19 protein-coding genes are annotated in these 15,068 nt (G+C 48.1%); all 19 read right to left on the bottom strand.

What is annotated here, in order from left to right; genetic code table 11:
• Window positions 1-15: 15 nt before the first annotated feature.
• The gene (fliL, locus tag NSQ19_RS05675) at window positions 16-438 is read right to left on the bottom strand and encodes a flagellar basal body-associated protein FliL (protein WP_017554477.1); all 423 of its coding nucleotides are present in this window, start codon (window positions 436-438) and stop codon (window positions 16-18) included.
• Window positions 435-650: a flagellar FlbD family protein gene (locus tag NSQ19_RS05670; RefSeq protein WP_017554476.1), complete on the bottom strand. Its 216-nt coding sequence runs from the start codon at window positions 648-650 to the stop codon at window positions 435-437. Before NSQ19_RS05670 ends, fliL begins: the two co-directional genes overlap by 4 nt.
• Before the next feature lie 39 nt (window positions 651-689).
• Window positions 690-1,460, bottom strand: a complete 771-nt coding sequence (gene flgG, locus NSQ19_RS05665; RefSeq protein ID WP_013859096.1) for a flagellar basal body rod protein FlgG — start codon at window positions 1,458-1,460, stop codon at window positions 690-692.
• 73 nt (window positions 1,461-1,533) lie between these two features.
• Window positions 1,534-1,941, bottom strand: coding sequence for a TIGR02530 family flagellar biosynthesis protein (locus tag NSQ19_RS05660; RefSeq protein ID WP_041818962.1), 408 nt, complete (start codon window positions 1,939-1,941; stop codon window positions 1,534-1,536).
• 11 nt (window positions 1,942-1,952) lie between these two features.
• Complete coding sequence (gene flgD, locus NSQ19_RS05655) at window positions 1,953-2,591, bottom strand: flagellar hook assembly protein FlgD (RefSeq protein WP_013859094.1); 639 nt, start codon at window positions 2,589-2,591, stop codon at window positions 1,953-1,955.
• A gap of 9 nt (window positions 2,592-2,600) precedes the next feature.
• Complete coding sequence (locus tag NSQ19_RS05650; protein WP_340702543.1) at window positions 2,601-4,244, bottom strand: flagellar hook-length control protein FliK; 1,644 nt, start codon at window positions 4,242-4,244, stop codon at window positions 2,601-2,603.
• Window positions 4,241-4,630, bottom strand: a complete 390-nt coding sequence (locus NSQ19_RS05645) for a hypothetical protein (RefSeq protein ID WP_340702542.1) — start codon at window positions 4,628-4,630, stop codon at window positions 4,241-4,243. The genes NSQ19_RS05650 and NSQ19_RS05645 overlap by 4 nt, the downstream gene beginning before the upstream one ends.
• Before the next feature lie 32 nt (window positions 4,631-4,662).
• Window positions 4,663-5,286: a MotE family protein gene (locus NSQ19_RS05640; protein ID WP_017551518.1), complete on the bottom strand. Its 624-nt coding sequence runs from the start codon at window positions 5,284-5,286 to the stop codon at window positions 4,663-4,665.
• 22 nt (window positions 5,287-5,308) lie between these two features.
• On the bottom strand, window positions 5,309-5,743 hold the full coding sequence (gene fliJ / locus NSQ19_RS05635; protein WP_340702541.1) for a flagellar export protein FliJ: 435 nt from the start codon (window positions 5,741-5,743) through the stop codon (window positions 5,309-5,311).
• Window positions 5,740-7,065 carry a flagellar protein export ATPase FliI gene (fliI, locus tag NSQ19_RS05630; RefSeq protein WP_340702540.1) on the bottom strand — a complete coding sequence of 442 codons (1,326 nt, stop codon included), beginning with the start codon at window positions 7,063-7,065 and terminating at the stop codon, window positions 5,740-5,742. Before fliI ends, fliJ begins: the two co-directional genes overlap by 4 nt.
• Complete coding sequence (gene fliH / locus NSQ19_RS05625; RefSeq protein ID WP_315958274.1) at window positions 7,062-7,814, bottom strand: flagellar assembly protein FliH; 753 nt, start codon at window positions 7,812-7,814, stop codon at window positions 7,062-7,064. Before fliH ends, fliI begins: the two co-directional genes overlap by 4 nt.
• Window positions 7,807-8,820 (bottom strand): flagellar motor switch protein FliG, encoded by a 1,014-nt coding sequence (fliG, locus tag NSQ19_RS05620; protein ID WP_340702539.1) that lies wholly within the window; start codon window positions 8,818-8,820, stop codon window positions 7,807-7,809. Before fliG ends, fliH begins: the two co-directional genes overlap by 8 nt.
• A 12-nt stretch (window positions 8,821-8,832) precedes the next feature.
• Window positions 8,833-10,422: a flagellar basal-body MS-ring/collar protein FliF gene (gene fliF / locus NSQ19_RS05615; protein WP_340702538.1), complete on the bottom strand. Its 1,590-nt coding sequence runs from the start codon at window positions 10,420-10,422 to the stop codon at window positions 8,833-8,835.
• Between the two features lie 156 nt (window positions 10,423-10,578).
• Window positions 10,579-10,890, bottom strand: a complete 312-nt coding sequence (fliE, locus tag NSQ19_RS05610) for a flagellar hook-basal body complex protein FliE (protein ID WP_340702537.1) — start codon at window positions 10,888-10,890, stop codon at window positions 10,579-10,581.
• Between the two features lie 36 nt (window positions 10,891-10,926).
• Window positions 10,927-11,376, bottom strand: a complete 450-nt coding sequence (gene flgC / locus NSQ19_RS05605) for a flagellar basal body rod protein FlgC (protein ID WP_328192216.1) — start codon at window positions 11,374-11,376, stop codon at window positions 10,927-10,929.
• Between the two features lies 1 nt (window position 11,377).
• Window positions 11,378-11,767: a flagellar basal body rod protein FlgB gene (flgB, locus tag NSQ19_RS05600; RefSeq protein WP_327076318.1), complete on the bottom strand. Its 390-nt coding sequence runs from the start codon at window positions 11,765-11,767 to the stop codon at window positions 11,378-11,380.
• Window positions 11,768-12,152: 385 nt separating this feature from the next.
• The gene (codY, locus tag NSQ19_RS05595) at window positions 12,153-12,932 is read right to left on the bottom strand and encodes a GTP-sensing pleiotropic transcriptional regulator CodY (RefSeq protein ID WP_029141584.1); all 780 of its coding nucleotides are present in this window, start codon (window positions 12,930-12,932) and stop codon (window positions 12,153-12,155) included.
• Between the two features lie 116 nt (window positions 12,933-13,048).
• On the bottom strand, window positions 13,049-14,467 hold the full coding sequence (hslU, locus tag NSQ19_RS05590; RefSeq protein ID WP_013859081.1) for an HslU--HslV peptidase ATPase subunit: 1,419 nt from the start codon (window positions 14,465-14,467) through the stop codon (window positions 13,049-13,051).
• 49 nt (window positions 14,468-14,516) lie between these two features.
• Window positions 14,517-15,059: an ATP-dependent protease subunit HslV gene (gene hslV / locus NSQ19_RS05585; protein WP_019722029.1), complete on the bottom strand. Its 543-nt coding sequence runs from the start codon at window positions 15,057-15,059 to the stop codon at window positions 14,517-14,519.
• Between the last annotated feature and the right edge of the window lie 9 nt (window positions 15,060-15,068).

Genomic DNA, 15,068 nt, shown 5'->3' with positions numbered 1-15,068 from the left:
GCAGGCGGCATACTTTTATTGGATAACAAAGGAAGTAATATATACATTTACAACTTCGCCGTCCTGCATCATTTTATTTAATCGGTTTTTTATGTCTGTTTTAAACTTTTGCTTCCCCTGCTCAGATTGCAAATCCCGCATGTTCATATTTGACAGCTCGTCAATCATGATGTCTTTGATTTGGAAATCTCTTTTTGTCAGTTCTTCTTTTGCTTTCTTATCGTTTCCTTCAATTTTGATGGCAATCTGGACAATGTGGTTGTCTTTCAGATTGGTTGTCATCGTGTCAATGTCAACGGAAGAGTCGACAACTTCATCTATATTTGGCCCTGTTGCGTTTGTTGCTTCGTTCGACTTATAAATGACGCCAATGGTGATGATGCCGGCCAGTAAAATGACGGAAATCATCACAAGCATGATCCGCACCATTTTATTCATTCCGGCCCCTCCTCCCCGGCATTTCTTCCAAGCAAAGAAACAGCCCGGAAAAAGGCGGTCACTTTTTGCTCGATTTCTTTGCTCGACTCCCTGACAATATAGGCGTGGCCGTTTGTCAGGATGATTCTTGTATCCGGCATGCTTTCCACCGTTTCAATATGAATGGCGTTAATCCAGAATGCCCTGCCGTTTAATTTTGTCACTTCAATCACATTGTGCGGGCCGGGCGAAAAGCCCTGGCCCCCTTCCCCCTATCGTTTCAGATTGACAAGTTCCTGCAGAATTTCATCGGATGTCGTGATAATTCTTGTATTCGCCTGAAACCCGCGTTCTGCTACGATCATATTCGTCAACTCTTCCGACAGGTCGACATTGGACATTTCAAGATAGCCGGATTTGATTGTGCCATTGCTGCCGGAACCTGGAGTAATATTCGTATTTGGATTACCTGAGTTTATACTTTGCCTAAATAAGTTTCCGCCTACCCTTGTCAAACCGGCCGGGTTCGGAAAAGTTGCAATGCTAATGGTCCCAATTGTAGCACCGTTTTGATCTGTGATTGTTCCGTCAGATGCGATCGAAAAATTTGAAACTGTTGACGAATTGATTTGTATTGGATTCCCATTTGTCCCTAACACGCTGTAACCATCGGAATTAACAATATTACCATTGCTATCCAAATAGAAATTTCCGGCACGTGTGTAATAAATCTGCCCATCGTTGCCTCTGACTCTAAAATACCCGTCCCCGCTGATTGCCAAGTCGAGCGTACGGCCGGTCGATTCAAAGCTTGTTTCCGTATCGATTGTATCTATGGAACCGATTTGGGAACCAAGCCCTACCTGCTGGGCGCTTGTTCGGGCCGTTGCACCTTGCAGCGTCTGGCTGATCGCATCTTTAAACGTGACGCGGCTTTTTTTGTAGCCGTACGTGTTTACATTAGCGATGTTATTGCCGATCGTATCCAATTTCGTTTGGAAATTTTTCATTCCGCTAACGCCTGAGTATAATGAACGTAACATAAGATAACCCCTCTCATTTTTTGATTTAGCTGCTTCCGTCATTCGGCAGCTGCGGCTTCCATTACGGTCCAGCCTATGATTCTAAAATAATCGCCCCGTTAATATTGCTGAATATTTGGGAACCTGCTTCATTTCGGCCCATTGCAGTAATGACGGTCGAATTTTTCGCGCTGACAATCAATGCTGCATCATTTACAAGAACAAGCGTTTCATTCAATCCTTTTTGTTTTGCTTCCGCTACTTTACTGCCGATTTGCTTCCATGTTGAAGCATCCAATTTAATTCCGCGCTCTTGCAGCCTTTCGCTTGCATGTTTACTAATTTTCAAAGAAACAGGATTGGATGGTTCCATCAGCGCCTGCTGCAAATACCCTGAAAAGCCGCTTGCCTGATTCTGATTCTGCGCGGTTCGGCTTGTTCGACTAAAAGAACGAAAAGGCTCGGATTGCTGCAGTGGAATGGATGGATGCCATTTATCCATTCAATCACTTCCTAGTTTGCAATTTTCGTAAGCTGCCCGCTTGCGGCTTTTTTCCCGTTGTCAAGTGTAAAAACCAGGCTGCCGTTTTGGATGGCAACGGTACTGACCGAAGCTGTTTCTTCTTCTCCTGCATCATTTGTATAGGTCACTTTTTTCCCAATTAAATAGCTTGCCTGAATCAGTGCTGCTTCATTTGAAGTGCTGCTGTCTATCCCTGTCATATCGGAAAAACTGATTTTCGTCCCGTCATCCAGGGTGAAGGTGGCCGCATTGTCATCACCGAATGAAATGCCGGTAATCGTCCCGGTTCCCGACTTAACGGATGCCGTCCCGTCATCAGCTGTTTCGGTTTTTTTCCAGGAAACCGTTCTCCCGATATATTGTGTATACGCAATTTGCTGCGATTGCTGCGAAAGTTTGATCAGGTTGTCGATATCGTCTTTCAAATTCGTCATTTGCTCCAATGAGGAGAACTGCGCCATTTGCGATACAAATTGCGTGTCGTCCATCGGGTTGGTCGGGTCCTGGTTTTGAAGCTGGGCAATCAATATTTTCAAAAAAGCATTTTTATCCAGCGTCTTGCTTCCCGTACGCGTGCCGGAAGCTGTATTTTGATTGCTCAACAGCAGGCTCGGGTCAATAGAAGTCATGTCATTCACCTACGCTTCCGCATCAATCATATTGTTTTCCAACATGGCTGAAAAATGTCCCGCTTCCAGGTTTTCCCGCCGCTTTTGCTGCTGTTGCCGTTGTTCGCGGCCCCCGCTGTCCCCGGGCTGGCCGTGGGCTGTTTGCGCCGCTGTATCGCGGTATTCAACATCCATTTTTGTTAATTGGACCTGCTGGCCTGCCAAAGCATGTTTAAGCTGCTGCAGCTGGGAATCAAGCAAATCTTTTGCCGCACCGGTGTCTGTCAGGATTTTTGCTGCCAGTTTTCCATCCTGCTCAAGCAATTCAACGCGCAAAGAACCGAGGTTTTCAGGTTCAAGGCGGATCAACAGCCTGCTTGCGCCTTTATGGCTGGAATAGGCTGCCTTTTGGATGATATTGGCAAATTCCTGGACGAACTGCCGGTACGAAACCGGGTTGTGTTTTTCGCCGGTGTAAAGGACGAACTGTTCCACTTTGCCAGAGAGTGAAAATGCCGGGGCCGTATTGCCGTTCCCGTTTATTTCTTCTGCTGGTTGAAGATGGGTGCTGTTATGCGCAACGGGGCTTCGTTTACCGGTTTCCCATCCGTTTGCCATCCCATCTCCGGTACTATCGTTTCCGGATTGCCCTGTTTGCTGGATTTCCCGGGAAAAATTCGGCACGACATGCCGGCTGCTGTCTCCCGGTTTTCCGTTTTCCTGCTGGAGATCCGTATGCTGGCCCGGCACAGCAGCCTGCACCTCATCAACCGGTGTTTTTAGTAGCGTCTTGGGCCCACTGTCACTGCCAGGCTGCCCGGTATTTGCCTGCAGATGGGCGGCGCTCGTTTGCACAACAGGCCCATTATTTTGTAATGGCCCGCCTGTCCCGTTTTCATTTGGCGTATTGCCCTGGGTAACTGCTTTGCCATTTTGGGCATCCGCTCCTGAAGCACCCGCCTGCACCGGTTTTGCGGCCGGATACCCGGTGTTTTCATTCACGGCCACGGCTTCCTCTGCCATGCTGAACGGCGACCCTTCCTGCCGGCGGGACAAGCGGCCATCCTTTGATAAGGCTTCCGCCAGTCCATTTTTATCCGTTTGCAGCGGCGCTGTTCCGGCGGTGCCCGTACCTGGAGCAGCCGGGTCGCTTTCTTCATTTGCCGGCGATGCCGCTTCCGTCATCTCCGGAACCGCCCTGTTTGCAGAAAACAGCCCGGTTTGAAGCAGCGCCCGGTTGCTTTCCTGCCCATTTTGCGCTGGCTTGGTACTATCCGGTCCGGAAGCCATTTCCTGCGCAGCGGCATTTGGGGATAAAGGAAGAGCAGGCGCCTTTTTTAGCAGGGACGAATCCGCTTTTTCGTCGGTTAAATGCAAATAAGCCGTTTTTAATATTTCTTCTTTTACGGCAACGCCCGGCTGTTGCGGCCCGCTTGAAACCGTCTGCCCCCCGTTTGCATCATCTGCTGAAACCGCCTTTAGAAAGCGGCCGATTTTTTCGGACAACCGGGATAATTGTTCCGTTGTCTGCATCATTTTGATTCCTACCGCTGTATTCCTGGGATACGTTTTTAGAACAGCACCTGCCTGTCCAAGCAATGTTTTCGCATCTTCAAGGCCGAGCTTTATTAAAGACGGGACCGGCAAGGAGGCGAGCATTTGCGCCATATTCATGATAGCCGCCGCGGCATCGCCCGTTTCGATGGCCGTTTTTGTTTCTTGTATCTTTTTTTGCTGTTTTCGTCTTCAGCGCCGGCAAACCGCACAATCCGGTTGAAAAGGGCGGAAACGGCCTGCATATCAGCCCTTTCTTCCTGGCTTCCATCTTCTGCAGCCTGTTCCGTTGCCCCAGCCTTTTCCGTTAAAACCGCGACAATCCTTTGTTGAAGCTTTTGGCAAACATGCACTGCCTCCTCGTTCTCCGGCATCCGGCCGCTGTCCTGGCCGGCAAGGCTCAATTGCTGAAAAAACCCGGATGGCTGCGTCTGCAGTTGCGCGCCAGACGTTTGCGTACCCGGCGGAGAAAATGGTACAGCTGGAAGAGCCGAATTTACATTCATGTTTTCACCTCCTTTCAAGTTTGCCGGACGGCTTATGATCCTGTACGCCCGAGCATTTGGGTGTATTTTGCTGCTTTATCGGCACTCATTTTTTCAAGGACGTTCGCCAGTGTTTCCGAACTGAGCTGGGAAAGGATTCCCGTTGCTTCCTGATCGCTCATTTTTTGAATAATGGCAGCCGCATTTTCCGGATTCATATTTTCATAGGTGCTTGCGATTTCTTTTAATTTTTTCTGATTGGCTGCCTGTTGTTGCTGGGCTTTCTTCAATTGCTGCTTCAGATCAGAGACGGTTTGTTTCATTTTCAAATTGTTCTGTTGGCTTTTGTCCAGTTCGGATTGCAGCTTGCTGATTTCTTTGTCTTTTTCTGACGCCTGTTTTTGTAAAGAACGGATCTGGCTTTTATACTGTGTTTCACTGAACGTGCCGCTTTGCTTCTCCCCTTTTTCGTTCCCGCCTGTGCCAAACATCCCGGTCACCTGATGGGCGAGGCCCGATGCTTTACTGATCACATTGACACCCGAGATAGTAGCGATAATGATCGCCATCGCGGTGGCAAACAGTAGCGGAATCAGGATCACGTAAAAAAACCACTGCAGTTTACCGCCTTTTTTTTCTTCTGCTGCTGTCTCGATTTCTTCCATTTGTTTGCGCATAACATCACCCGGTTTTCAGGCTTTAGTGATAAAAAGTCTGGGTTGAAATTTCATCTGCCTGCTTTTCTTCCTGTATTTTCAGTTTCATCAGAAAACGGCCATAATCTTTGTCTTTCAGTTTTTCGTATTTTTTGACTTCTATATTTTTCTCCTGCAGTTTCTGCTGATGCCAGTTCATCCGGTTTCGTGCATTCATGACGAGGCTCTGATAATAATGGATTGATTTTTCAATATCATCAATAAACCGCCGGTAATGCCGGATTTCCTGGACGGAAAGGCCCGCTTTCATTTTTTCAGCCTGGTGGGCTTCCAGGTCTTCTTTCTTTTTCAAAAGCGCGTACAGCTCCCGGGCCACATTTTCAAATGCCTGTACCGCATTTTTGTATGCACTGAGCGCCTCGTCTTTTTCCTTTTCTCTGACATCAAGGATTTTCTCGAATTTATAATGATAATTCATGCCCACTCACCCGTTTCCGCAAGCCCGATTAAAGCCCTGATGCTGCTTTCCATGCTGCAGGTTTCGTCGGTGCTTTGCTTGATAAAAGAAACAATTTTCGGATAGCGTTCGATCGCTTCATCAATTTCTTTTGATGCACCCGGTTTATAAGCGCCGATATTGATCAGGTCTTCCGAATTCAAATAAGTGCTTAACTGTTCGCGGATCTTTTCCGCGGCTTTTTTGTGCGCGGGGCTTGCAAGCTGGCTCATCAGCCGGCTGACGCTTTTTAAAATATTGATTGCCGGGTACTGCCCTTTATTTGCCAAATCCCTGTCCAGGACAAAATGCCCGTCTAAAATGCCGCGCACTGTATCGGCAATCGGTTCATTCATATCATCCCCGTCGACAAGCACGGTGTAAATGCCGGTAATCGTGCCGGATTCATTTGTACCGGTCCTTTCCAAAAGCTTCGGCAAAATCGCGAAAACGGAAGGGGTATATCCTTTTGTAGCCGGCGGTTCCCCCGTTGCCAGCCCGACTTCTCGCTGGGCCATCGCGACCCGGGTAACCGAGTCCATCATAAACATGACATTAAGGCCCCGGTCTCTGAAATATTCCGCAATCGCTGTTGCCGTATAGGCGCCTTTAATCCGCATCAATGCCGGCTGGTCGCTTGTTGCCACGACAACAATGGACTTTTTTAAACCTTCCGGGCCGAGGTCGTGCTCAATAAATTCCCTTACTTCCCTGCCCCGCTCCCCGATCAGGGCGATCACATTCAGGTCGGCATTTGTGTTGCGTGCAATCATGCCGAGCAGGGTGCTTTTGCCGACGCCGCTTCCGGCAAAAATGCCGATCCGCTGGCCTTTTCCAACCGTCAGCAAACTGTCGATCGCGCGGACGCCGAGCTCAATCGGTTCCCTGATCGGTGGGCGCTTGAGCGGGTTGGGCGGCGTCCGGTCGATCGGAATCGGTTTTAGGCCGGCGGGAAGCGGGGAATGGTCGAGCGGCATGCCCAGAGGGTCAATGACTTTTCCCAACAGCCGCGGGCCTGCTTTTACCTGCATGGGTTTCCCCGTTGCCTCCACAAGGCTGCCGGGAGAGATTTCCTGGATGTTCGTATAAGGCATTAAAATGACATTCCCGTCACGGAATCCGACAACTTCGGCAATGATTTTTTTCGCATTTTTTTTGTTGTCCACATGAATATAACAGATATCGCCGATGGAACTTTCCGGTCCGAGTGATTCGATCATTAACCCGATCACTCTTTTTACTTTTCCGTAATGTTTAAACGTCCCGATTGCGGGTATATAATTTAAGAGACTGGCTGCCTTCATTCCGCATCCTCCCCGATCAGTTCCAAAAGCTTTGCCTTAAGTTCCGACAGCTGGATGTCAATGCTTGCGTCAATCCTACCGCTGCCGCTTTCGATATAGACCTGGTACGGTTTAAGCGAATCATCCGGGTAGACATAGCATTTTGTATCGTTCGGGAAGAGGGCATCAAGTTCTTCCTTGTTATCCATCACAAAGGCGTATTGCCCCGGATGGATATGGAGATCGACTTCTTTATACCCGGCCGCTTCTTTTAACACGTTTTTTACGATGGAAAGCATTTTTTCGGGGGATGTTTCAAGCGTGTCATGCAAAATTTTTCCTGCTGCTTTCATCGCGAGTTCCAAAATATCTTTTTCCGATGCTGCCAAATGTTTTTTAAACGCCTCTTTGGAACGGTTGACGATGTCAATTGACTCGTTTAAATGGTTGCGGATGCTTTCAAACCCTTCCTTGCGGCCATCGGCATAACCGGCTTCAAACCCTTGGCGCTGTGCTTCTTCGGTGAGCTTTGCTTTTTCCTGCTCCCACTGTTTTTTTTCTTCGACAACTTGCCGGCGTACTGCTTCTGCTTCTTTTTGGCTGTCCAAAAGCAGGCGCTCTGCCTCGGTTTGGTATTTTGCGAAAATATCCTCTTTCACAGCGGTTGCATCTCCCGTTTTTTCGGGCAAAGCAGGGAGCCGGCGCACGCTGATCACGCGCATTTTGGAAACAACACCTGCATTGTGCTTTGTTTTAATAATATTAGACAATGATGTCGTCGCCTCCGTTCCTCGCGATGATGATTTCACCGCTGTCTTCCAGCCTGCGGATAATGGACACAATTCTCGACTGGGCTTCTTCGACTTCACGCAGCCGTACCGGGCCCATATACTCCATTTCTTCTTTCATGGAATCGGCCATCCGTTGCGACATATTGCGGAAAATAATTTCTTTCACTTCGTCGCTTGAGACTTTCAGCGCAAGAAGCAGATCTTCATTTTCACATTCGCGGATGACGCGCTGAATGGAACGGTTGTCCAAGGTGACGATATCTTCGAATACAAACATCCGTTTCTTGATCTCTTCGGCAAGTTCGGGATCTTTCTGTTCCAGCGAGTCAAGGATCGTTTTCTCCGTCGTACGGTCGACCCCGTTCAGCACTTCGACAACGGATTCCACCCCGCCTGTCTTCGTATAATCCTGCGTCACCGTCGCGGACAGCTTCCTTTCCAAAATCGCTTCCACTTCGTTGATAATTTCAGGGGATGTGCCTTCCATTAAGGCAATTCTTCTGGCAATGTCCCCCTGCATTTCAGGCGGAAGCTCGGAAAGGATCTGCCCGGCTTTTTCCGGATCCAGGTAGGACAAAATCAAGGCGATCGTCTGCGGGTGTTCATCCTGGATAAAATTCAGAATCTGGGCCGCATCTGCTTTTCTGGCAAAATCAAAAGGGCGCACCTGCAGCGATGAAGTCAGCCGGTTGATGATGGATGTCGCCTGTTCCGGGCCAAGCGCTTTTTCGAGAACCATTTTGGCGTAACCGATCCCGCCCTGGGTAATATAGTCCTGTGCCAAAGCAATATGGTGAAATTCGGTCAGCACTCTTTCCTTCGTTTCATTGTCGACTTTTCTGACGCCTGAGATTTCCAGCGTCAGTTTTTCGATTTCTTCTTCCGTTAAGTGTTTGTAGACGGATGCCGATACGTCCGGGCCGAGAGAAATTAGGAGAACGGCTGCTTTTTCTTTGCCGGATAATGTTTTTTCTTTACTTGCCATCTTGTCTCCCTCCTATTCTTCGGAAAGCCATGACCGCAATAGTTTCGCAAACTCATCCGGTTTTTCCTTTGCCATTTTTTCAAGCTGTTTCCGCCTTGCTGAAGCGTCGGTTTCCTGTTCCTCATTTACGTCCGGAATGCGGGGCGGTGCCGGTTTTTCCGGCGTTTCTTCCGCCATCTCTTCTTCAGCCTCCGAAGCGGCCCGCCGTCTGTTCCGGATCATGAGGAAGATGAGCACGGCAATCACGAGAAGCAAACCTCCGCCAATCGCGTATACCCACCACGGAATCGAAGCTTTTTTCGCCTTCTCCGGCGCATTGGCTGCAAATGGCTGGACGGAAACTGCGATTTTATCGGCAACCGTTTGATTGGTCAGCCTTGTGCCGCTTGACTTGTCAATCGACGTTCTGACAATCGTAGAAAGCATCGATTTAATATCTTTTAACCGGGAAGCGGGCAAGGAAGACCGTTTTGTTCTGACCGGCGGCTCGACCATGACTTCTATGCCGAGATCGCGGATTTTGTACGGGCTCTCTGTAATTTTCCGTTTAATCCGGTTTACTTCGTAGTTGATCGTGTCACTTGTTTTGGAATACGTCCCGTTCCCGTTCGACCCGGATACATACGAAGAGCCGACAGAATCCGTGCTGCCAGATGGCGTTCCGGCTGCTGCGCCTGTACCCTGGTATGTTTCCTGGATTTTTTTGGCGCTGATTTCAATGCCTTTCATATTCGTCTTATCAACCGGTTCAACGAGATCTTCCTCGCGTTTTTCCTGCGTAAAATCGATATCCGCTGTAACGGTGACAACCGCTTTTCCTGCACCCATCAGTGTGGAAAGCATCGTTTGCACCTGCTGCTGGATGTCCCGTTCGATTTGTTTTTTGATCGCCTGCTGCTGTGTATAAGCATTTCCGGAAGAACTTGAAGAATTTATGTCATAGTACTCAAAATTCTGGTTCATAATGACGATATTATCAGTAGGAAGATTCGGAACGCTTTTCGAAACAAGGTTGTAAACGGCTTTTATCTGGTTTTGGTCCAACTCATAACCGGGTTTTAACGTCAGGACAACCGATGCGGAAGCTTTTGCCTGGCTGTCGGCTACGAAGACACTTTGGTTCGGCAGATTGATCATCACCTTTGCTTTTTCGACGCCGTCCATCTGTTCAATCAGATTCTCCAGTTCCGTCTGCATCGCATCGAGCTTTACGACGTTAAATTCATTGTCTGTCATCCCGAATTTTGCATTCTGGCTGAAAAAGGAATAGTCGATGCTGCCGGTCTTTGGCAGCCCTTTTGCAGCCAATGTGACTTTCAAATCGTCCACCCGGTCTTCAGGCACTTCGATCGTTTTGCCGCCGTCCGTGATTTTGGACGGAACGCCTTCCTGGTCTAGTTCATCCTTGATGGATCCTGTTTCGGAGACATCCAGCCCGCTGTAGAGCGGCGCGTATTTTGTTTTCGTCATAAAATAAGTGATTCCGGCAGCAAGTACCAGCATAAGGGCAACGGCGGATATGCCGATTGTTTTCTGCTTCTTGCTCCTGCTTTTCCAAAACCCCTTCAGGTTTTGAAAAGATTGTTTTAACTTTTCATTCATCATTATCCCCCGGGATAAAAAATTCACGGTGTTTCATAAATAGAATAATTGGACAGCAAACAACGAACGTTCCGGCATCCTTTCCGCCTGATGGCAGGTGGAAAGGATGCGGGCGCTATGGCCGGGAAACGGCTTTATATGTACCGGATCAGAACGTTATACTTGCATCTGCATCATTTCTTTATAGCCTTCGACTGCTTTGTTTCTGACTTCCAGTGCCGCCTGCATCGAAAGGTTTGCTTTTTGCACGGCGACCATCACCTGGTACAGGTCCACATTTTCGCCGTTCGATAGTTTTGTGATCATGTTGTCGGAATTGTTCTGCTGTTTGTTCAGTTCATTGACAGACTGCTTCAGCAAGTTCGAAAATGAAACGGAGCCGTTCGCGGACGAAGCGGTGCCCGCCGGTTTTGGCGACAGCCCGCTAAAACTTGCGGACGGCGCCTGGCTGATTTGTTGGATAGCCACATCATTCGCCTCCTTTCACGCGCGGAATTTTCCCTGTTACTGCCCGAGTTCGAGCGTCTTCATCAGCATCGCTTTGGAAGCATTCAACGCTGTGACATTGGCTTCATACGAACGGGTGGCGCTGATCATACCAGTCATTTCCGTTAAGAGATCCACATTTGGTTTTGTCACATATCCGTTCGCATCTGCATCCGGATCATCCGGTTTGTATTCTTTTTTAAAATCGCTGTTATCTTCGACAATGCCGGCCACCTGGACGCCGGAACCGGCACCCTGCATTCCGAGTTTCGAACGAAATATGGAGGCAAAAGAACCGCCTCCTGTAGCAAGCACCACTTCTTTCCGGCGGTATGGCTGCCATTTCCCGTTTACATATGTATCTCTTGTTGTATCAGCGTTCGCAATATTGGAAGAGATGACATCCATCCGTAAACGCTGTGCCGATAAGGCTTCAGAAGAAATGTTCATTCCGGTGAACATGGACATCTTACTGGCCTCCTCTCACGACATTTAATAAGGATGAAAGCTTTCCTTTTTCCAGCTCAATCAGTGCCTCGTAATAAATCTGGTTGCTGGCAAGGTTCGCCATTTCGGTATCGATGTCAACACTGTTGCCGTTGCTGTTGTAAGTGGTGCCGGATTCCGTCACAATTTCCGGGTTTGAATCCTCGGCGGAAAAACGGAAGTGCCGGGGGTCTGTCCGGTTTGCTGATAGGGCATTGACCGAATCCTCCAGCACATTTTTGAAACTGACATCCTGCGCCTTATAATTTGGTGTGTCCGCATTGGCAATATTGTTTGAAATCACTTTCTGCCGGAGCGAAGCATACTGCAATGCATGCTCAAGCGACCGTAACGCAGTGGAAGAGAGACTCATCAATGGACACCTCATTACATAAACTTGACATTTTTTTCTTTTATACGACAAATTGTTTGCTATTTTTTATTTTAATTGTTTCATAACGGGCTGTAAATGAACATATTTTTAAATCACAAAAAATTTTTTGAAAGTGGGACTTTCGGATTAATCCATTCTTCCCGCCTTGTGAAAAAAGCGCAAAAAAATTTTTCAAGTGCCTTGATGCGCCCGGGGTTGCAAAAATTTACAATTACTGGGAAACACTATTGGCAGGCCGGATTTCCTTAAACTTTATAAATATCCAGATATTAGTATTTGTTCGTTTTTCTGGTAAATTAAACAGCAATAAAAAAAGGATACGAATCGTATCCTTTTTTGACGCAAATTCCGGAAAGCTTATCCGTCAGTTAGAACGGACTTTTTCAAGTTCAACGAGGAATTTGTTATTCAATACTTTGATATAGGTCCCTTTCATGCCAAGGGAACGGGATTCAATGACGCCTGCGCTCTCCAGTTTACGTAGCGCGTTCACGATGACAGAGCGGGTAATGCCGACGCGGTCCGCAATTTTGGACGCGACAAGCAGGCCTTCCTTCCCGTTTAATTCTTCAAAGATATGTTCAATGGCTTCCAGCTCGCTGTAGGACAAAGAACTGATGGCCATTTGCACGACTGCTTTGCTGCGTGCTTCTTCTTCAATTTCTTCTGTTTTTTCACGGAGGATTTCCATGCCGACAACCGTCGCGCTGTATTCTGCCAGGACAAGATCTTCTTCGTCGAATTCCCGCTCAAGACGGGCCAGAATTAACGTACCGATTCTTTCCCCGCCGCCGACGATTGGAACAATCGTTGTCAGGCCTTTTTCAAACAGGTCTTTGTTTTCAATCGGAAATGCCGTGTACTCACTTTCAATCGTCAAATTGGATGAGGTTTCCGTAATGTTAAACAGGCTGTTCGTGTATTCTTCCGGAAACTGGCGGTCTTCAAACATTTGTTTCATCCGCTCGTTTTCAATTTTCTGATTGATGGCCAGGCCGAGTAATTTCCCGCGGCGGCTGACGATGTAAATATTGGCTTCAATCACATCGCTCAGCGTTTCCGCCATTTCTTTAAAATTCACCGGACGTCCGGCTGCTTTTTGCAACATCGAATTAATTTTCCTTGTTTTATCTAACAAACTCATTTCCATTCCTCCTAGATTGATTCGGTATTTGAACTGCATTGAATTGCCGGGACCTGCCGCAAAATGAGCAAAAAGCCTTCATCACACGTCTACCCTTATCCGATTTTTCAAAACGGTTATAAAATATACTGGCTTAAATCTTTGTTCTGTGAGATCGCGCCGAGCTTTTCGTCCACATACTGCGGGGTGATGGACACCTTTTCCAAATGGATGTCCGGTGCTTCGAAAGAAAGATCTTCGAGCAGTTTTTCCATGATGGTATGAAGTCTTCTCGCCCCGATATTATCGGTATTTTGGTTCACTTCAAAAGCAATTTCAGCAATTCTGGTAATAGCTTCGTCAGAAAATTCTATTTGTATACCTTCTGTTTCCAATAATGCAATATATTGTTTCACCAGGGCATTATCCGGTTCGACAAGAATTTTGACAAAGTCCTCAACAGTCAGTTTTTCAAGCTCCACTCTGATCGGAAAACGCCCTTGCAGTTCGGGGATCAGATCGGACGGTTTTGCCATATGGAAAGCGCCGGCAGCAATAAACAAAATATAATCCGTTTTAATGGAGCCGTATTTTGTGACAACCGTCGAACCTTCGACAATCGGCAGAATATCCCGCTGGACGCCTTCCCTCGATACGTCCGCCTGGGATCCGCTCCCGTTTTTGGAGGCGATTTTGTCGATTTCATCAATGAAGATAATGCCGGTTTGTTCCGCCCGGAAAATGGCTTCCTGGGTCACTTCGTCCATGTCGATCAGTTTCTGTGCCTCATCCTGCGCAAGCACTTTTCTTGCTTCCCTGACTGGCAATTTCCGCCGTTTCGTTTTTTTCGGCAGCAGATTGCCAAGCGCGTCCTGCACACTCATGCCCATTTGTTCCATACCGGAACCCTGGAACAAATCAAACATGGACGGGGCCTGCTCTTCCACTTCCACGGTAACCGGCTCACCTTCCAGTTCACCGTTTAAGAGTTTTTCCCGTATACGCTGTTTCTGCTCCCTTTTGGAGTACTCCTCCTCCTCTTCATCCGGTGCCGTGTCCTGCTGCCCGCCGCCGCCAAAAATCATTTCAAACGGGTTTTTGAAATTCCCCTGCTTCTTCCGCGACGGGACAAGCAAATCGACGAGGCGCTCATTTGCATTTTTCTCCGCCTGATCGCGCACGCCGTTCATTTTTTCTTCTTTTACAAGCCGGACAGCCGTCTCGACAAGGTCGCGTACCATCGACTCCACATCCCGGCCGACATATCCGACTTCCGTAAACTTCGTGGCTTCCACTTTGACGAACGGGGCACCGACAAGCCGCGCCATTCTTCTTGCGATTTCCGTCTTTCCGACACCGGTCGGCCCGATCATCAAAATGTTTTTAGGAATAATTTCTTCCCGCATTTTTTCAGACAACAGACTTCTTCTGTAACGGTTCCTGAGCGCCACGGCAACTGCCCGCTTCGCTTCTTTCTGGCCGACAATATACTGGTCCAGGCGCTCAACAATCTGCCTTGGTGTCAAACTGTTTGTTTTTCTAAACGTGTTGGCCAATCCGCTCACTCCTTTATGGAAATATACCGGTATCGGCTGCCCATTCCGCTTATAACTCTTCCACGATAATGTTTGAATTTGTAAATACACAAATTTCAGATGCGATTTCAAGGGAAGCCCGCGCAATTTCTTTTGCGGTAAAGTTTTCTGCCGCATGCCGTTTCAGTGCGCGGCCGGCAGCGAGCGCGTAATTGCCGCCCGAGCCGATGGCGAGGATGCCGTCATCCGGTTCAATGACTTCCCCCGTTCCCGAGACAAGCAGTAAATTGTTTTCATCCATGACAATCAGCATCGCTTCGAGCTTTCGGAGCACTTTATCGCTTCTCCACATTTTGGCCAGTTCCACTGCTGCACGCGTCAGGTTGCCATTATATTCCTGCAGTTTTCCTTCAAACATCTCGGAAAGCGTAAAAGCATCCGCAACTGAGCCCGCAAAACCGGCCAGCACTTTTCCGTTAAACAGCCGGCGGACTTTTTTGGCCGTGTTTTTCATCACGACGGCGTTTCCGAGCGTCACCTGCCCGTCCCCTGCCATTGCGCTTTTCCCGTTATGGCGGATGGCAAATATTGTGGTTGCGTGAAAATCACCCATATCAGCACC

Source organism: Weizmannia sp. FSL W8-1119, from assembly GCF_038008605.1.
Taxonomy (GTDB): domain Bacteria; phylum Bacillota; class Bacilli; order Bacillales; family Bacillaceae_C; genus Weizmannia; species Weizmannia coagulans.
Note: the sequence above shows the minus strand (reverse complement) of the source record. Positions and strands in the feature narration are given on the sequence as shown.